We start from the raw sequence: 18405 nt of genomic DNA on the forward strand, positions 1-18405 counted from the left end.
ATCTCCAGCGAACCGATGCTGGAAAACCGATGCTGGAGACTGGGCGATGAACGACAAGGCTGCCGCGACGACGCAGGCGATCAGCCTCGAACAGATCGATCTCATGAACCGCTACTGGAGCGCCGCGAATTACATCTCGGTTGGCCAGATTTATCTGCTCGACAATCCGCTGCTGCGCCAACCCTTGAAAGCCGAACACGTCAAGCCTCGGCTGCTCGGCCATTGGGGTACGACGCCGGGCCTCAATTTCCTCTATTTGCATCTGAATCGAATTGTCCGCGAGCGTGATCTCGATGTGCTGTTTATCTGCGGTCCAGGGCATGGCGGTCCGGCAATGGTCGCCAATACCTGGCTAGAGGGCACCTATGGGGAGATCTACCCCGATATCGGCCAAGGCGAAGACGGCCTGAGAAAACTGTTCCGCCAATTTTCCTTTCCAGGCGGGGTGCCAAGTCATGTGGCGCCCGAAACGCCCGGCTCCATTCATGAGGGCGGCGAACTCGGATATGCCCTGGTCCATGCTTTCGGCGCGGCGTTCGACAATCCGGATCTGGTGGTTGCCTGCGTGGTTGGCGACGGCGAGGCCGAAACCGGTCCGCTCGCGGCAGCGTGGCATTCCAACAAATTCCTGAACCCGGCCTCGGACGGCGCGGTGCTGCCGATCCTTCATCTCAATGGCTACAAGATCGCCAACCCGACGATCCTCGGCCGCATGGATGACCAGGAGCTGCGCAACCTCTTCACCGGCTACGGCTACGAACCGTTCTTTGTCGAAGGCCATGAGCCGGTCGCCATGCACCAGGCGATGGCCAAGACGCTCGACAGTGTGCTTGATCGGATCTGTTCCATTCAGGAACAGGCGCGAGGTCCGGGATGGCGTGGCGACCGTCCGCAGTGGCCGATGATCATCCTGCGCAGCCCCAAGGGCTGGACTGGGCCGAAGGAGGTCGATGGCGAAAAAGTCGAGGGTTTCTGGCGCTCGCACCAAGTGCCGGTATCGAATGCCCGCGGCAATGACGAGCACCGCAAGATCCTCGAAACCTGGATGCGAAGCTACGAACCGGAAAAACTGTTCGATAAGGGTGGACATCTGCTGCCCGAACTCGCGGCCCTTGCCCCAACTGGAACAAAGCGCATGGGCGCAACTCCATATGCGAATGGCGGGTTGTTGAAGCGCGACCTGGCGCTGCCGGACTGGAAAAGCCTGGCGCTCGAAGTGCCTCGGCCCGGAGGCGTCATCGCCGAGGCGACACGGATTTGTGGTGGCTATCTTCGCGAGGTCTTTCGCCTTAACGCCAAAGCGCGGAATTTCCGGCTGATGGGACCGGACGAGACGTCTTCCAATCGCCTTGACGATGTGTTCGAGGTCACGGATCGGATCTGGATGGAACGCATCGAACCGTACGACGTCCATCTTTCCCGCGACGGCCGTGTCATGGAAGTGCTCAGCGAGCATCTTTGCCAGGGTTGGCTGGAAGGCTATCTGCTGACCGGCCGCCACGGTCTGTTCTCATGTTACGAGGCGTTCATTCACATCGTCGACTCCATGGTCAACCAGCACGCGAAATGGTTGAAGACCTCTGGCGAGCTTGCCTGGCGCAAGCCGATCGCCTCACTCAATTACCTGCTGACCTCTCATGTCTGGCGCCAGGATCACAATGGCTTCAGTCATCAAGACCCGGGCTTCGCCGACTTTGTCGCCAACAAGAAGGCCGACACGGTCAGGCTCTATTTCCCGCCGGATGCCAACACGCTGCTGTGGATCACCGACCATTGCCTGAGGACCTACAACCGCATCAACGTGATCACCGCCGGCAAGCAGCCGACGCCGCAGTGGCTGTCCATTGAAGACGCTGAAGCGCACTGCAAGGCCGGTGCGGGCATCTGGGAATGGGCCGGCACGGTTTCACAAGGCGAGGAGCCGGATGTGGTCCTCGCCTGTGCCGGCGATGTGCCGACGCTGGAGACGCTGGCCGCGGCGGACATTCTTCGCTCTGCAATCCCTGATCTGAAAATCCGCGTCGTCAACGTTGTCGACCTGATGACGTTGCAGTCGAACACCGAGCATCCGCACGGCCTCACCGACCAGGCTTTCGACGCGCTGTTCACGAAAACAAGGCCGGTGATTTTTGCCTATCACGGCTATCCCTATCTCATCCACCGCCTGACCTACCGCCGTGCCAATCATGACAACATGCATGTGCACGGCTTTCGCGAGGAGGGCACCACGACAACGCCGTTCGACATGGTGGTTCTCAATGAACTCGATCGCTACCACCTCGCACTTGCCGCGATCGCACGCGTGCCGGGCTTGGCCGAAAGAGCGGAAAGCCTCGCCGGCGAACTTCGCGGCAGACTGGCCAAGCACAAGGCCTATGTCCGCGAGCACGGCGAAGACATGCCCGAGATCCAGAAATGGACTTGGCCGGCTCCGAACGGGGCAAAGGCTGGTCGATGAGTCAGTCGATCCTGGCGCTGAATGCCGGCTCGTCCAGCGTCAAGTTCGCGCTATACGATCTAGGCTCGTCGGATGGCCAGCAACTCGTCTCGCGCGGCACTCTGGATCTGGGCGACGCGCCCAGACTGATCGCGAAAGCGGCCGATGGAACAGTGCAGTGCGATAGGCAGTTCACAGCGGACGATCCGCATGGCGCGGGGATTGGCAAAATACTGAGTTTGGTGCAGGGCGAACTTGGTGGAAGAAAACTGATCTGTGTCGGCCACCGTATCGTGCATGGCGCAAACGAGTTCAGCAAACCTGTCCGTCTGACGTCCGCCACTATTGAGGCCCTGGACGGGCTGACCGCGCTCGCGCCTTTGCATCAGCCTCGCAGTCTCGCGCCAGTTCGCGCGATAGCTGCATTGCAACCGGATCTGCCACAGGTCGGATGTTTCGATACCGCGTTCCACCAGACGATCGATCCGCTCGTGCGGCGCTTTGCCCTGCCGCAAAAATATGAACGGGAAGGACTGCGGCGCTACGGATTTCATGGCCTCTCCTACGAATATATTGCTGGGCGGCTGAGCGAGATATCGCCCGTGCTCGCGGCGAAACGGACAATCGTCGCTCATCTCGGCAATGGGGCAAGCCTTTGCGCTCTGCGCGAGGGCAAAAGCGTCGATACGACGATGGGCTTCTCGGCACTGGATGGTCTTGTCATGGGTACGCGTTGCGGCGCCATCGATCCCGGCGTGCTGTTGTACTTCCTGCTGGAGAGGGGCTTGGCAGCGGACGAGCTGCAGACAATGCTCTACGAGAAATCCGGACTGCTCGGCGTGTCCGGCATTTCGGGCGACATGCGCACGCTGGAGGCGAGCAACAACCGTCACGCCCGCGAGGCGATCGAGCTTTTCGCCTTCCGCGCCGCGCGGGAAGCATCCGCGCTCGCAAACACGATGGGTGGTCTCGAATGCCTCGTGTTCACCGCCGGTATCGGTGAAAGGTCATCATCCATCCGCAAGGCGATATCCGAAAAATTGACGTGGCTCGGCGTGGCGCTCGACGAGCCGGCCAATGACGCCCACGCCGAGATCGTCAGCCGTCCGGACAGCAAGGTGGAAGTGCGTGTGATTGCGACTGACGAGGAAAGCGTCATCGCGCGCCATAGCCGCGCGGTAATGCAGGCCGGGTCCGCAACTTAAGGCGAGCAAGCTGGCTTCTGCTCACCTTGGGAACCAGCCTTGCCGTGCTTTCGCACGAGGTCCTTGGCAAGCAAGCCCGCCGTCGTGCGTCTGTCAGCAAAGGGAACCAGATAGGGCGTGCCGCGTCATAGAGGCAGAGTTCTGTCGCAGTCCAGGGAGTGACATCGATGATCAGGCTCCTTCTTGTCGCCGCCGCGGCGCTCGTCCTCGCATGCGGCGGGACGAAGGCGGCCAAGCTGGACCCAACCACTGTCAATCAGGCCCAATTCGCTGCCGGCGAGCCGAAGGGCATCGATCCGACAGTCCTGAAGGCGCAGATTCTCCTGGATCGCGCCCGTTTCTCGCCGGGCCTGATCGACGGCCGTCTGTCAGAGAATTTCGCCAAGGCGGTTAGCGCCTTTCAGACCGCGAACGGATTCCGGGCCGACGGCAAGCTCACTCAGGAGACCTGGGACAAGCTCGTGGCAAATTCCACCGGTCCGGTCCTGGTAAGCTATGAGGTAAGGTCCAAGGATATACACGGACCTTTCACCAGGCGCATTCCGGCTCGCATGGAGAAGATGGCCCACTTGCGGCGGCTCGGCTATCACAACGCGGTGGAGAAGCTGGCGGAGCGCTTCCATATCAGCGAACAATTGCTCAGAGAGCTCAATCCGGGCATCGGCTTCAGGAAGGCCGGCACGATGTTGGTGGTACCCGATGTCGGCCGGGGCGATCGTCCTGACGCCGTTGCCGCCATCGAGGTCGACAAGGGCGCCCGTCTGGTGCGTGTGCTCGATGCTTCCGGCAAATGGCTCGCAGTCTATCCCGCCTCGATCGGCAGCGACGAAAAGCCGGCGCCGAGCGGTACGGCGGAAGTCGAACGCGTGGTGCATAACCCCACCTATCACTACGATCCTGACTTCGCCTTCAAGGGAGTGAGGACCAAGCGGCCCTTCACCATCGCCGCGGGGCCCAACAATCCCGTGGGATCGGTCTGGATCGACCTCTCAGTCGAAAGCTACGGCATTCACGGCACGCCCGAACCCGGCAAGATCGGCACGACCTTCTCGCATGGCTGCATCCGGCTGACCAACTGGGATGCCGAAGACCTCGCTGCCATGGTGCTGAAGGGCACGAAAGTTAACTTCAAGGACGAGATGGCGGACGCTGGCGACACGCGGCCGCAGTAGCGTTCGCCAGCCGCGACACCGAAGCGCACGGTCCCCGATTGCGAGACCCATATGGTGTCCGTGGCGGTGCGGCCGCCCGGGATGAAATCGGCTCTATGAAGCGTTCATGGAATAGGCAACGCTCAAACCAGTCGCGTTAACACTGGTGCCATTGAGCAAGACCACTCGGGCATCCGCGCCATGCAGCGCGCGGAGCCCTGGGAGACGGAAATGCCCGCTAGCGCCTATATCAACCGGATTGCGACAGCGGTTCCTGAACATGAGGTTCATCGATTCTATCTGCGGTTCGCGGCCTCCATGCTTGCCGCCAATCACCGCAGGGTATTCGAACGCATGGTCGGCCTCGCCGGCATCGAGAGCCGCTATTCCTGCTTTGCACCTGCTCTCGACCCGGAAGGGCCATCCGCCGACCTTGGCGGAACCTTCATTCGCGGCGCGTTTCCAGGAACGGCCGCGAGAATGGCGATGTTTGGCGAGGCCGCCCCTGTGCTGGCGCAAAAAGCCGTCGACGGGCTGCACCTTGGCGACGGGGCGTCGCGTATCACCCATCTCATCGTCACCACCTGCACCGGATTTTCCGCGCCCGGCATCGACTTGGATCTGGTCAAACGCTGCGGCCTGCCGGACGGCATCGAACGCACGATGATCGGGTTCATGGGCTGCTACGCGGCGATCAACGGCCTCAAGCTTGCCCGCCACATCGTCAGGTCGGATCCGCGGGCCAGGGTCCTGCTGGTCAATATCGAGCTCTGCACTTTGCATCTCAGGGAAAGCCCCGAACTGGAAAAGCTGCTGTCCTTCTGCCTCTGGGGGGATGGCTGCGCGGCAACTCTTGTCACCGCCGAGCCGCCCGGCATTGAACTCGACAGCTTTCATTGCATGGTCGCGGATGAGCGGCGCGACCTGATGAGATGGGATATTCGCGACCACGGCTTCGACATGGTTCTCTCCGGCCAGGTGCCGACGGCGATCCAAGACGTGTTGCGAAGCAACCAGGACGCCTTTCTCGGCGACCGGCCACCGGACGCGATCGACCTCTGGGCCGTGCACCCGGGCGGACGTTCGGTTCTCGATGCCGTGGAGAGGGCGCTGAAACTCGCGCCCGCGGCGCTCACGCCATCGCGCGAGGTGCTGCGCCGATATGGCAACATGTCGTCGGCGACGGTGATGTTCGTGATGGAAGAAATGCTGAAGGCCCCATCCGGACTGCTCGGCTGCGGTATGTCGTTTGGACCCGGATTGACGGCCGAAACCATGCTTTTTCGAACCGTGTCATGAACGCGCTCAGTCACCGCAGCGTCGTCTCGGAAATCCTCGACGGACTTGCGGCCGACGACCCGCGGGCGCTGGCCTCGCGGCGCGACCTCCGTTGGATCAATGCGTTGATGTTTCAGGCGCCGATCATGGCATCTTTGCTCAGGAAGTTCCTGCCACGACCACCGCGCCGCATATTGGAGATCGGCGCCGGCGACGGCACCTTCATGCTCAAGCTCGCGAAGCGAATGGCACGGCACTGGCCCGAGGTAGAGCTGACGCTGCTCGACCGCGTCGGTCTCGCCGGTGCCGGAATCCTCATCGAATTCAACAGGCTGGGATGGAGTGCTGAAGTCGTCACCGCCGACGTCTTCGACTGGGCCGAAGGGAACGGGGGCGAGTGGTTCGACGCGATCACCGTCAATCTCTTCCTGCATCATTTCGATGACGCCGAGCTCGTGCGTCTGTTTTCACTGCTGGCGTGGAAAGCCCCGCTGCTCCTGGCGACGGAACCGCTGAGGGCAAGGTTCGCGCTGGCCGCGACCCGTCTTCTCCCGGCGATCGGCGCCAACGACGTCACGCGACATGACGCAGCTCAGAGCGTGCGCGCCGGCTTTCGTGGCAGAGAGCTTTCCGACCTCTGGCTTGCGGCCGGCGGCAGGCCACTGGAGGAGCGGCGTGCCGGTCCCTTTTCGCACGTCTTCGTCGGCGCCAGCGCCCATGCCGGCTGGGGATGACCATGAGGCGACCATCCACCCACGATGCGATTGTCATCGGGGCCGGCCCCGCGGGCACCTCGCTGGCGCTGCTGCTGGCCCGGCGCGGATGGGCCGTGGCGATCGTGGAAAAGAAAATGTTCCCGCGCCGCAAGGTGTGCGGCGAATTCATCTCGGCAAGCAATCTAGCGCTTCTCGACCGGTTGGAGATCGGCGCGGCCTGGCGCGCCAATGCTGGCCCTGAAATCCGCCGCGTCGGCTTCTTTTCCGGCGCGACTTGCATCGAGGCGCCGATGCCGGGTGTAAAATACGGGCCTCCTGTAAAAGACGCCTTCGGCCGGGCGCTGGGCCGGGACATGCTGGATTTTCTACTGCTGCGGGCGGCGCGATCGGCGGGCGCCGAAATCTTCCAGCCTTGCCGCGCTGTCGCCATTGATCAGGACGGCGGCATGCAAGCGGTGCGAATTCAGGCAAAAGACGAGAATTCCGGGGCCGGAACGACATTCTTGCGGGCTCCGGTGGTCGTCGCCGCGCATGGCTCCTGGGAACCGGGGCAGCTGCCAAGCCAGCTCGAAAAGGCCAGCCACCCGTCGGACCTGCTCGGCTTCAAGGCGCACTTCACCGGGTCGTCACTCGCGCCTGATCTGATGCCTCTGCTGATATTTCCCGGCGGTTATGGCGGCATGGTCCTGGCCGATCATGGCCGCATGTCGATCTCGTGCTGCATAAGGCGTGACATGCTCGCGCGGCTCCGCAGGACCCGCGGCTCCGAACCTGATGACCCCCGGCAGGATGGCCATCCGTCGGCCGCCGACGCGGTCTTTCGCCATCTCATGACTTCCTGCCGGGGGGTGAGCGATGCTCTGGACGGAGCCCGCCTCGACGGTCCGTGGCTTGCGGCCGGCCCGATCCGGCCTGGCATCCGCGCCTGTTATGGAAACGATATCTTCCGTGTCGGCAATGCCGCCGGGGAGTCTCATCCAATCATCGCCGAAGGCATCTCGATGGCACTTCAGTCAAGCTGGCTGCTAGCCACGGAACTCGCTGATGCACCAAGCGACCGGGCAGGGCGCGAAGGTACCGGCAGACGCTACCAGGCCGCCTGGAGAGGGCTGTTTTCGACGCGTGTCTGCGCGGCCGCGGCCCTCGCCGGAATGGCCGTGCGTCCCGGAGGCGCGGCATTGATAGGCGCGGCTGTCCGGAGTTTTCCGCGAGCACTGACACTAGGCGCACATATGAGCGGCAAGACGAGGGCGATCCCCGGTCTTGGGTGATCCGCACTGCGGCTCCGTCCGCGGCATTGTCCGAGCAAGGTTATGGAACATTCCATCGGAACCAGCGTTTTATCAAGGTTTTGAGGTTATTTGCCTCGTCGCTGCGTGCTTTTTTAGATAGTTCACCGAAATCCGACGTGGACGCGACACGCGCCACATTTGTTGGAGGCATCACGATGACCCATAACCCGCGCAGCACAGCCAGCGTCGCCGGCCATCCAATTCATCCCATGCTGATTCCGTTCCCTATCGCTTTTTTTGTTGCTACCTTCGTTTGCGACCTGATCTTCTGGCGAACAGGCAATCCGGGATGGGTCACCGGGTCATTGTGGCTTCTCGGAGCGGGCCTGATAATGGCGGCCCTGGCCGCTCTTGCCGGCCTGACCGACATTCTGGGTGACGTTCAGATCCGCAATCTCACAACGGCATGGCTTCATGCAGGGGGAAATATACTCGTCGTCCTGATCGAACTTTACAACTGGTACTCCCGATACGAACATGGGGAGGCGGCTGTGGTCCCCACCGGCCTGATCCTGTCATTGATAGTAGTTCTCATCCTGCTGTTTACAGGCTGGAAGGGATGGGAAATGGTCTATCGGCATCGCGTGGGAGTCGCTGACGGTTCGGACGAATTGCGCTGAACCGGTGCGGCTTGCAACCGGGATATTGTTGCAAATGCCAGCCGCATCTCGACGCCCATGGTGCGGATGCTCGGGTCAATGTCATGCCGAAGTCGCCCGGAACCCTACCAAGGCTCAGCGAAGGTGCTTGGCAATTTCGCCGGAGACCGCCACTTCTACCTCACCATTTGATCGTAAACAGATGCAAACCGCCGGCCGGATCGGTATCCGCGGGCGCTTCCGGCAAATCCGCAAGATCTTCCCTGAGGTGAAGCGCCGCCCTTTGCCTCCCAAGGCACGTGCGAGCCCCATGAAATCGGGCGCTTTGACCGTGTCAGCTTCAGCGTTGCCATAATGTCGGGCCGAACACTCTCCCGAAAGCGCCTGGAACCTCGATCTATCGATCGCGTTTCCGACGGGAGGTTCGAAAATGGTCCGGCGTCTATCCTGGAAATCGATGATCGATCATAACGCGCCGCTGGTGTTGCCGTCGGCGGGCGACGCGCTGACGGCTCGGTTGATCGAGCGCGCCGGATTCCCGGCCTATCAGATCGGCGGGTTCGCCATGGTCGCGGCCATGCACGCGGTTCCCGACATCGATCTCGAACAGTTTGGCGAAAAGCATGCCAGGGCACGTGAGATCGTCGAGGCTTCCGACCTGCCGGTGCTGATCGACGGCGACGACGGCTATGGCGACGTCAAGAACGTGACGCGCACCGTCAGGAGCTACGAGGCGATCGGTGCCTCGGCTCTGTTCATCGAGGACCAGAAGCCACCCAAACGCTGCGGCCACATGGCTGGCAAGGAGGTCGTTGCGCCGGAATTCATGGAGCAAAAGATTCGCGCCGCCGTCGCGGCACGCGCCGACCCGGATTTCTTCCTGCTTGCCCGCACCGATGCGCGGCAGCCGCACGGGCTGCGCGATGCGATCGAGCGCGGCAAGCGCTATCTCGACGCCGGCGCCGATGGTGTCTACATCGAGGGGCCGACCAGCGTGGAGGAGCTGACCCAGGTCGGCGAGGCGTTCAGAAACGCTCCACTGGCCACGAGCATCCTGGAGCGCGGCGGCAAGACGCCCTGGCAATCGCCTGCCGAGTTGCATGAAATGGGCTACGACATGATCCTTTATCCGACGACGCTTTTGTTCCGCGCTGTCCATGCCCTGCAGCAGGCACTCGACGATTTGCGGCAAGGCAAGCCGCTGGTGCCGGAAGCAAGCGTCGACCTCGCGGGCTTCGAGGACATCGTGCGCATGTCTGAATGGGCCGGGATCGAGAACCGTTTCATCGGTCAATCTCACGACGGCATGATAAAGAAAATCAAGCAGAAGCTGTCAGGACAGTGACCCCGCACGGCCCGCGATCGAGCACTTCATTTCCCGACGGCCTGCCGTTCCCCAAAGCGGTGATGTTTGTGACAATTACGAATGAATTCATTGAAGAAACGGCCTTTGGATGAAGCCTTTCTGAAAGCGGCGTAGGTTGCCGGGGCCACGTCCTCATAGTCATAGCGAATACCGCTCGGCACGAACCAGACGGAAAGGATCCTGGTCGCGGGGTCGTAGTTCGTGTCGCGGATCACAGTCGATGGCATGTCGGCACCCGATGTGTCACTCGGACAGAACCCGCTGAGGATTGTCCGGTTCCACGGCGAGAAATGCTTACTGCTACCTGTCGCGTGGATTGCCGAATTCCGCATCGCGCTTCCTCGAGTATCGATCAACGCGTGGCAGGTCGTCGTCAATATCGATCCAAGGCAGCCTCAGGCCCCAATAGGCATGGGCCTGAGGCCGGAGACGTTCGGGATTGTCGAAGAAGCCGATTGCCAGATAAAGCTCATTTGGCAGGCCGTCATCGCGGTAGCCTATCGAGGTCCCGCAGTCCGGGCAGAATGTCCTGACGACGCCGCGTGTCCTGGAATAGGTTTTCGGCGTTCCCTTGAGCAGCCGGAATTGCTCGGGCTGGTAGCCAACCCATACGGTAAGCGGACTTCCAATGGCCCGACGGCAATCGTCATCGTGATCGTAGCATATCCAGAAAGGCTCACCGTCCATGACGGCGGCAATCCGTCCGCAGAAGCAGGCGCCGGTCTCAAGTCGCGGCATTTGGAGGCCTGATCGCTGCTGGATTCCTCTGAGAGGCTGGTGATGATACCGCGAATCCTTGGGCGCTGGCGATCACCGGATCGATGGGAAGCTCTGCATTTGGCATGTCAGGGAATCCTCCGACAGATGGTCTTCGAACCAGCGAACCCAAAGTTGGTTCCTTCGACACAAGAAATCGCCTTTTGGAGAGCGAACGCGGGAGAGGCTATTTGATCTGCTCGAACGTACATTGCCGTGGTGCCTTGTCCGGCCGCCAGCGCAGCAGCTTGGTGCCATGGCGGAACCGGTCGCTGGTAACGTGGTCGAAGCGAACCTCAACCACCAGTTCGGGTCTCAGCGGTTCCCACTCTCCGCTGCGCTCGGTACTCCAACGGCTCGGCCCACCGGGCGCCTTGCCGGTGAACCCAGGCTCAGCCCGCAGCCCCTCCAGCCTTCTCGTGAGCGCTGCCCTGTCATTGTTGCCGATGGTCGAGGTGAAGCCGACATGGTCGAGCTTGCCGTCATCATTGTAGAGACCGAGGAGCAGCGAGCCGACGTCACGGCTGCCAGCGAGATAGCGGAAACCACCGACGACGCAATCGGCGCTACGCAGCCGCTTGACCTTTACCATTGCACGTTGGCCGGGCAGATAATGACCCTCGAGCAATTTGGCGACGATGCCGTCGGTCGACCCATGTCCGGCTCCCCTTAGCCATCGCGCTGCGGTGGCTTTGTCGTGCGTGCGCTTCGACAGGCGAAGATCCGGATTGTCCGAGGAGGTCACGAAATCCTCGATCGCCCGCCTCCTCTCGGCAAGCGGTCTGTCCGTGATGATCCGACCGCCGGGTTTGGCAAGCATGTCGAAGAGGATCAGCTTGGCGGGCGTTTCCGAGCTCAGCCTGCGGATTCTGCTCTGCGCAGGGTGAAGACGCATCTGTAACGCTTCGAAGGAGAGCGTGCCTTCGACCTCGATGACGATCTCGCCGTCGATGACGAAATGCCCACTCTTGAGGTCGCGTACCGCCGCAATGATTTCAGGAAAATAGTGGCCGAGCGGCTTCCCGGACTTGGCGCGCAAGTCCGCGGCATTGCCATTCTTGAACATCAGGCAGCGAAATCCATCCCATTTGGGTTCGTACTGCCAGGGCCCATTTTCTTCGGGGATCGCGTTGGCAATCTTCGCCTCCATTGGACGGATGTCGAGCGGCAGTGGAAAGATGTTCATTGATCTCTGGTCCCGAGGACGCGATGCCGGCTTTGTTCCAAACCTCAACCGTCTTGCGGCCGCTCCGTTCCGTTGGATAACGCAGGTGACGGCGCTCGGAGTGCCGCGCGCCGACGCTCCCGTTGAAGCATACGCGGCTTTTCGATTGCCGCCGGGAACCGCGGGGATGCCGGGCATGTCATGGCGAGACTTCATACCGGAGGTGTCAAAAAGATCGCAAGCTACGACTGCGACCAAGGAGAGGGCGGCGAACTTCGTCAGGTCGCGACAGGCGACAAGGGCGGTTCTTGCGACCGCAAAAGGTGGCCCGGTTTCAGACGATCAGAATTCGCTCAAGTCTGGAGGTTTCCGGATGGGTTCGCTTTACCATCTAAGGACCATGCCGTCGCTCAAATCCAAGACTGCCGCTTCCGCGCGCCAAGCCGATCTCTTCGGTGCAATCGACAATCTGCCGGAGGGTTTTTTCTATCGGCCCGACTTGATCACGCCGGAAGAAGAAACCGAACTCGCCCGGCACCTGGAAGGTCTGCCTTTTCAAGCGTTTGATTTTCATGGCCATCTGGCAAACCGACGCGTCGTCGGTTTTGGCTTGCGCTACGATTACGACCGGCGTGAAGTCGTGGAGGCGCCCCCGATACCTGATTTTCTGTTGTCTCTGCGCAAGAAGGTCGCGATCTTGGCTAGCCGGCCAGCCGAAGCTTTCGCGCAGGTGTTGATCAACGAGTACCAGCCTGGTGCTGGCATCGGCTGGCACCGCGACAAGCCTCATTTCGAAGATGTGTCGGGCGTTTCGCTGCTGGCGCCTTGCAGTTTCCGCCTCCGGCGAAAGAATGGAACCAGGTGGGATCGACAGACCATCCTCGTCGAGCCACGGTCGGCCTATCTCATGACCGGTCCCTCGCGCACGGAATGGGAGCACAGCATCCCGCCGCTTGCCGGGCACCGATATTCGATTACCTTGCGGACATTGCGCTCCCAAAATTCCTGACGCATCGCGCACTGGCCTTTCAGAATCCTGGGGCTCCGCGACTGGCTCTCACGAGTCCTTGAACGCAAGCTGTTCCTCTTCAACGCGCTGGTGCACAGCCGCGACGTGACTTCCGCAACCCACCAGGCGCTCACAGGGTTGCGGGTATCGGGCCTGGCCGCACGATTCAAACTACCTTTCCAACCATACCGGATGCCCTAGCTGTCTCCTCGAGAGGAGACAGGATATGGCGATCTATGGTCTGAGAGTGATCAGCTTCATCTTCGTTGCATTGGCTTTCATCCCGGCCGGCGCGCATCTTTTCGCGATGTTCAACAAGATGAAGCTTGATGGGACGAGTTATCTGGCCGCGCAACGCGCCTATGATGGCTGGAGCCTGTTTGGCATTGTGGTGCTGGGGGCGTTACTCTCGACGGCTGCCCTGGCAGTTTTGCTTTACCGATCAGGCGGATCGTTTGGTTTGATCGTGGTCGCCTTTCTCAGCATCGGTGCCACGCAGTTTGCCTTCTGGACGCTGACTTATCCGATCAATCGGGCTACGCGGAATTGGACCATTCTGCCTGAAAACTGGGAGTTGCTCCGACGCCAATGGGAATATTCGCATGCCATCGCCGCGGGTCTCAATGCCTTGGCGCTGCTGCTGGTTTTCATATCGGCGCTTCGCACCGCGGAGCGCTGAGCAGCATTCGAATGTGCTATCTCGGTGCAAATTCCGCCAGCGCCCTGACGAATGCCTCCGGTGCCTCGATAGGCAGAAACTCGCCGCAATTGGCGATCACATGGCCTTGCAGGTTCTTCGGATAGCCTCAAACCTTCGAGATAGTCGTCGATCAATCCGAAGTCCGCGTCACCGCGGATGTAGAGAAGTGGAACCTCGATGCTTGCCGGAACGGCGTTGGCCTTGGCATCCGCTTCAAATGCGCGATACCAGTCGAAGCCGGCCTCGAGTGCCTCTGGCCTCGAATAGGCCGCGGTGAATATCTGCCGCATTTCATTCGTCACGGCGCCATGACGGCCAGCGAGCAGATCGAAGAAGAAGTCGAAATACGCACGCTGGTGGCCAGTCACCAATAATTCCGGCAGCTCCGGCACCGCATGGAACGCAAAATGCCAGATGGCCGGGTTTGCGATTACATCAGCCCATGGATGAAGGCCGGGGATGACCGTATTCATCGGCACCGCGCCAACGATGCGGTCGCCGTGGTAGCGCGCGGCGGCGAAAGCGATCATGCCGCCGACGTCAACGCCGGCAACCACCATGGACCTGGCGCCAATCGCCTCGGCGGCTGAAATCACGATATCTGCCAGGACTTTCTTCTCTGCCGATGGCGGGGCACCTCGCGATCCGCCAATCTCCGGAAGATCGAAAGCCAAAGTAAAATATCGCTTGCCGAGCTCATCGAGCACTCCATCGTAGATTTCTCTGGAGTGGGGCCAGCCATGGAGAAGGATCAGGGTTGGTCGATCCGGATCGCCGGCCACGGACACCGCCAACTGCAGGCCGTTTACTTCTGGGGTCTGGACGAGCATTGTATCCGTATCCATTCGCAGGAACTCCGGGGAAACGACGGTCGGTCGAATAGATTGCCGACTGGGTCAGCCGGTGTTGCTCGACGCCGTCCCCGTACCCATCGGGCGTCAGTGCTCAAAATCCCGCCGGCTCCGAGCCGGCGGGATTTTGACGAAGTGGGAGGGGAGCCACTTCTCGCCGCCCAGTGCGAAGCGGCTGCTCAAGAACCGATATGGTTGCTTTCAGGTTCCGCAATGGATGGCAAAAGCCTAGGAATTCTCGTGCCAGGTCAACGGGAAAAGACGTGGCTCTGCAGCCGCTAACGGTCTGCCTGCTGTGTCCGTCCTCGGAACTAGGATTTACCCTCGGCGTTAAATGCCAAGCAATCCCGCAACAAGTTGCATAAACGCGCCGCCGCATGGCAGTCGCGGCGATTGCGGTTGGCTGGGGTAACGCAGGAGATTTCACATGCCACTTACAGCTTTTGCCCTTAATTGCTCGCTCAAAGCTTCGAACGACAGGGAAAGATCCTCCACGGACCGGTTGCTTGCCGATGTTCTGGCGGCGCTGGTGCCATACGGTGTCAAAGGCGAGATCGTGCGTTCGGTCGATCACGATATCAAGCCAGGTGTGCTTTCCGATATGGGCAAGGGCGACGATTGGCCGAAACTCAGGAAGAAAATACTGGCGGCCGACATCTTCGTGCTCGGACTGCCAATCTGGCTTGGCCAGCCCTCGAGCCTGGCCAAGCGCGTTCTGGAGCGAATGGATGCGTTTCTAGAGGAGACCGACGACAAAGGGCGCATGCCGGCGGCAGGAAAGGTGGCTTTGGTGGCCATCGTCGGCAACGAGGATGGGGCGCATCACTGCCACGCCGAATGTTTTCAAGCACTGAACGATGTTGGCTTCACCATTCCCGCCAATAGCGGGGTCTATTGGGTTGGCGAAGCCATGGGGGATGTCAATTATGTCGACTTGCCGGGAACACCGGAAAAGATCTCCGGCACGATCGAAATGGCTGCTTCCAACGCCGCTCATCTCGCTGGATTGTTGAAAAGCCAAGGCTATCCAGGCGTTACGGAGTGACCTTTGTTCAAGACATGTAGAAACTGCCAAGAACCAACATGTCAGAACCAGTGGAACTCGCCCGGGAACAGGAAGGCTTGTGGCGAGTTCATAGTCTCAGCAGGCGGGCGCCGCTGCGTTTCGCAACGGAGGGAAGCCGCGGACAGGAGAACGTCATGAGTCTCGGGACCATTCTCATCATCATTCTGATTATTGCATTGCTTGGCGGCCTTAGTGGACTTGGCGGCGGGCCATTCTACGGCACCGGCTATTATGGTGGCGGCGGTCTTGGTCTGGTGCTGCTTATTGTCATCATCCTGGTCGTTCTCGGGCGCATCTAGCGTCGCCTGACGCGAATGTTCGGCTCGTCGCTTCCGAGCGAGCGGCGGGCTTTGTAATGCCTGACATAAAACAACAGCGAAGGAGAGAGCGCTGAACGCCAATGCTTCCGGTGGGGTAAGGGCGCCAAAATCGCGGCTTCTCACCGTCCTCGGGCCGGGCTTGATAACCGGAGCCTCCGACGATGATCCGAGCGGCATTGCCACCTATTCGCAGGCCGGCGCGCAACTTGGCTACGGACTAGCGTGGACGATGCTGTTCAGTTACCCACTGATGTCGGTCGTTCAGGAAATCAGCGCGCGCATTGGCCGGACCACCGGCCGGGGCATCGCCGGCAACATGCGGGTCCATTATCCAAACTGGCTGCTGCAGGCGATTGTTTTTCTCCTTCTCATCGCCAACACCATCAACATCGGCGCCGACCTTGGTGCCATGGCCGATGCGTTGCGGCTTATCGTTGGCGGCCCGCAACTGCTTTACGTCGCGCTTTTTGCGAGCATATCGGTGGTTCTTCAGATATTCTTGAAATACAGCCGCTACGTCTCGATCCTGAAATGGCTGACCGTTTCGCTGTTTGCCTATTTCGGTACGATCCTGTTTGTGCACGTGCAATGGGCGGAAGTCGCGCGCGGACTGTTCATCCCGACATTGTCGCCAGACCCGCAATTCTGGACCACGGTCGTGGCCATTTTCGGCACGACCATCAGCCCTTATCTGTTTTTCTGGCAAGCTTCGCAGGAGGTTGAAGAAGAAAAAGCCGGTCGACGCAAGCCTCTGAAAAAGGCACCGCGGCGGTCAACCCACGCTATCAAGCGCATCCGTCTGGACACTTATGTTGGAATGGCATTCTCGAATCTGGTGGCGCTTGCCATCATGATAACCGCGGGCGCCACACTGCATGCCGGGGGCGTCACCGACATAACGTCCTCGAGCCAGGCCGCGGAAGCGCTGAAACCCGTCGCCGGCCAGTTCGCCTTCACAATCTTTGCCCTCGGCATCATCGGAACCGGGCTCCTGGCAATTCCGGTCCTTGCCGGGTCGGCCGGCTATGCGCTCGGCGAGGCGCGCAAATGGCCGATCGGGCTGGAGCGCGAACCGCTGAAGGCGAAAGCGTTCTACGCAACGATCGCGCTGGCGACGTTCCTTGGTGCGTGTCTCGATTTTACGCCTGTCAATCCGATCAAGGCCCTCTACTGGAGCGCGGTGGTCAACGGCGTGGTCGCGGTTCCGGTAATGATGGTGATGATGCTGATGACGGCGCGACGCGACGTGATGGGAAATGCCGTTGTACCGATGGCTATGCGCCTGGTGGGCTGGGCAGCGACAGGCATCATGACGCTGGCGGCGGCGGTCATGATTTTCCGATTGTTCTATTAGCAGGCGTTCATGTGCGGCAGGGCAACCGCGATGTGGCGGTCGTCGTGCTCGAGGTGCCGAGCCTCCGGTCGCTGTCGAAGTAAGGACGGGGTTCCGAAACGTCTCGGGTCGCCAAGCTTGCCCGCGATCAAACCAGGAACCATTCGCGGCACCACTCGTTCAGAATCCATTGGCGAGTCGTGAGGATTGCAATGGTTGTGCCGCGTGCTGCCTGGAAAGGCTTCCTGAAGGTCGGATCGGTGTCATGCGGGGTCAAGATCATCGGTGCCGTCACCGAGGCCGAAAGAATTCACTTCAAGATCCTGAACCGCAAGGACGGATTGCCGGTCAAGAGCGCTTATGTCGATGAAGGAACCGGCGAAACGGTCGAAGCCGAAGACCAGCTGAAAGGCTATGAGACCGGAAAAGGCGACTTCGTTCGGATCGAGCCGGCTGAAATCAAGAAGCTCAAGCTGGTGTCGCAGCACACGCTCGAGGTTGGCGGCTTCGTACCGATTGATGACATCGATGCCCGGTATCTCGAAAAACCCTACTACCTTGTTCCTGCCGATGCCGCGTCCGCTGAAGCATATGCTGTGATCCGCGATGCAATGGCACACAAGAAGGTGGCCGCCCGCTCCTGCGTGGTGCTGTACCAGCGCGGCAGGGAAGTGCTGATCCAGGCAGAAGGCAAAGGCATGCTTTTGACCGAGCTGCGCAATCACAACGAGATGATCTCGGCGCGGTCGGTATTCAAAGGCCTGAAGGACCGAAAAGTCGATCCTGAGATGCTGGAAATCGCCCAGCTACTGATCGACAAGAAACCCGCCAAATTCGACCCGTCGAAATTCGAAGACACCTATGAAAACGCGCTCATCGCGATGATCGAGGCAAAGCGCAAGGGTAAGAAGCCGCCGAAGCCGGCGCCAGAACCCAAGACCAACGTCGTCAATCTCGCCGACATTTTGCGCAAGAGCCTGGCGCAGGAGGGTGGCAAGCCCACCACGAAGTCGACCGCGGCGAAGCGCAAGAGCGCATAGGACCGCGGTATGGCAAAGGACCTCTCCGCCCTTCGCAAGGCGCTGAAGGGCAACGTCGATACCGACCCTTCAGGCAAGGAAACTGGCGAAGGAGGCGAAAATCTCCCTCAATCGAAAACCC

At 60.6% G+C, this 18405-nt stretch carries 17 protein-coding genes and 1 pseudogene; 14 read left to right on the forward strand and 4 right to left on the reverse strand.

The features are described 5' to 3' along the window. Window positions 1–46 precede the first annotated feature (46 nt). The 8 genes from NKH03_RS16725 to NKH03_RS16760 all read left to right on the forward strand — a co-directional run bounded on the left by NKH03_RS16725 (window position 47) and on the right by NKH03_RS16760 (window position 10023). A complete protein-coding gene (locus tag NKH03_RS16725; RefSeq protein ID WP_352969315.1) occupies window positions 47–2458 on the forward strand; it encodes a phosphoketolase family protein in 2412 nt (803 codons plus the stop codon). Further along, window positions 2455–3642, forward strand: a complete 1188-nt coding sequence (locus tag NKH03_RS16730; RefSeq protein WP_352969355.1) for an acetate/propionate family kinase — start codon at window positions 2455–2457, stop codon at window positions 3640–3642. The genes NKH03_RS16725 and NKH03_RS16730 overlap by 4 nt, the downstream gene beginning before the upstream one ends. A gap of 167 nt (window positions 3643–3809) precedes the next feature. After that, complete coding sequence (locus NKH03_RS16735) at window positions 3810–4814, forward strand: L,D-transpeptidase family protein (protein ID WP_352969317.1); 1005 nt, start codon at window positions 3810–3812, stop codon at window positions 4812–4814. A gap of 210 nt (window positions 4815–5024) precedes the next feature. After that, window positions 5025–6092: a type III polyketide synthase gene (locus tag NKH03_RS16740; protein ID WP_352969319.1), complete on the forward strand. Its 1068-nt coding sequence runs from the start codon at window positions 5025–5027 to the stop codon at window positions 6090–6092. Next, on the forward strand, window positions 6089–6805 hold the full coding sequence (locus NKH03_RS16745) for a methyltransferase domain-containing protein (RefSeq protein WP_352969321.1): 717 nt from the start codon (window positions 6089–6091) through the stop codon (window positions 6803–6805). The genes NKH03_RS16740 and NKH03_RS16745 overlap by 4 nt, the downstream gene beginning before the upstream one ends. Before the next feature lie 2 nt (window positions 6806–6807). Beyond that, window positions 6808–8058, forward strand: coding sequence for an NAD(P)/FAD-dependent oxidoreductase (locus tag NKH03_RS16750; protein WP_352969323.1), 1251 nt, complete (start codon window positions 6808–6810; stop codon window positions 8056–8058). Window positions 8059–8234: 176 nt separating this feature from the next. Then, a complete protein-coding gene (locus tag NKH03_RS16755; RefSeq protein WP_352864573.1) occupies window positions 8235–8699 on the forward strand; it encodes a DUF2231 domain-containing protein in 465 nt (154 codons plus the stop codon). Between the two features lie 436 nt (window positions 8700–9135). Then, window positions 9136–10023, forward strand: a complete 888-nt coding sequence (locus NKH03_RS16760; protein WP_352969325.1) for an isocitrate lyase/PEP mutase family protein — start codon at window positions 9136–9138, stop codon at window positions 10021–10023. A gap of 26 nt (window positions 10024–10049) precedes the next feature. Here the strand turns inward: NKH03_RS16760 and NKH03_RS16765 are convergent, their stop codons facing one another. The 3 genes from NKH03_RS16765 to NKH03_RS16775 form a co-directional block, all read right to left on the reverse strand. Further along, a complete protein-coding gene (locus tag NKH03_RS16765; RefSeq protein ID WP_352969327.1) occupies window positions 10050–10271 on the reverse strand; it encodes a KTSC domain-containing protein in 222 nt (73 codons plus the stop codon). A gap of 73 nt (window positions 10272–10344) precedes the next feature. Continuing rightward, window positions 10345–10782 (reverse strand): GFA family protein, encoded by a 438-nt coding sequence (locus tag NKH03_RS16770; RefSeq protein WP_352969329.1) that lies wholly within the window; start codon window positions 10780–10782, stop codon window positions 10345–10347. Window positions 10783–10987: 205 nt separating this feature from the next. Further along, a complete protein-coding gene (locus tag NKH03_RS16775) occupies window positions 10988–11986 on the reverse strand; it encodes an ATP-dependent DNA ligase (RefSeq protein ID WP_352969331.1) in 999 nt (332 codons plus the stop codon). 379 nt (window positions 11987–12365) lie between these two features. Between NKH03_RS16775 and NKH03_RS16780 the strand changes: the two genes are divergently transcribed. Together NKH03_RS16780 and NKH03_RS16785 are read left to right on the forward strand one after the other, a co-directional pair. After that, window positions 12366–12974 carry an alpha-ketoglutarate-dependent dioxygenase AlkB gene (locus tag NKH03_RS16780; protein WP_352969357.1) on the forward strand — a complete coding sequence of 203 codons (609 nt, stop codon included), beginning with the start codon at window positions 12366–12368 and terminating at the stop codon, window positions 12972–12974. A gap of 226 nt (window positions 12975–13200) precedes the next feature. After that, window positions 13201–13653: a hypothetical protein gene (locus NKH03_RS16785; protein ID WP_352864580.1), complete on the forward strand. Its 453-nt coding sequence runs from the start codon at window positions 13201–13203 to the stop codon at window positions 13651–13653. A gap of 218 nt (window positions 13654–13871) precedes the next feature. On the opposite strand, the pseudogene NKH03_RS16790 reads toward NKH03_RS16785, so the two are convergent. After that, window positions 13872–14519: pseudogene (locus NKH03_RS16790) on the reverse strand (alpha/beta fold hydrolase); the annotation flags it as partial. Between the two features lie 433 nt (window positions 14520–14952). Here NKH03_RS16790 and NKH03_RS16795 point away from each other — a divergent pair. The 4 genes from NKH03_RS16795 (at window position 14953) to ku (ending at window position 18284) form a co-directional block, all read left to right on the forward strand. Next, window positions 14953–15570: a flavodoxin family protein gene (locus NKH03_RS16795; RefSeq protein ID WP_352969333.1), complete on the forward strand. Its 618-nt coding sequence runs from the start codon at window positions 14953–14955 to the stop codon at window positions 15568–15570. Between the two features lie 155 nt (window positions 15571–15725). Beyond that, window positions 15726–15890 carry a DUF3309 family protein gene (locus NKH03_RS16800; protein WP_352864586.1) on the forward strand — a complete coding sequence of 55 codons (165 nt, stop codon included), beginning with the start codon at window positions 15726–15728 and terminating at the stop codon, window positions 15888–15890. Window positions 15891–16050: 160 nt separating this feature from the next. After that, window positions 16051–17265, forward strand: a complete 1215-nt coding sequence (locus NKH03_RS16805) for an NRAMP family divalent metal transporter (protein ID WP_502913522.1) — start codon at window positions 16051–16053, stop codon at window positions 17263–17265. A 191-nt stretch (window positions 17266–17456) separates the two neighbouring features. After that, on the forward strand, window positions 17457–18284 hold the full coding sequence (gene ku / locus NKH03_RS16810) for a non-homologous end joining protein Ku (protein WP_352969335.1): 828 nt from the start codon (window positions 17457–17459) through the stop codon (window positions 18282–18284). The last annotated feature ends 121 nt before the right edge of the window (window positions 18285–18405 follow it).

It is taken from the genome of Mesorhizobium sp. M1406 (genome assembly GCF_040317555.1).
Lineage (GTDB): Bacteria > Pseudomonadota > Alphaproteobacteria > Rhizobiales > Rhizobiaceae > Mesorhizobium.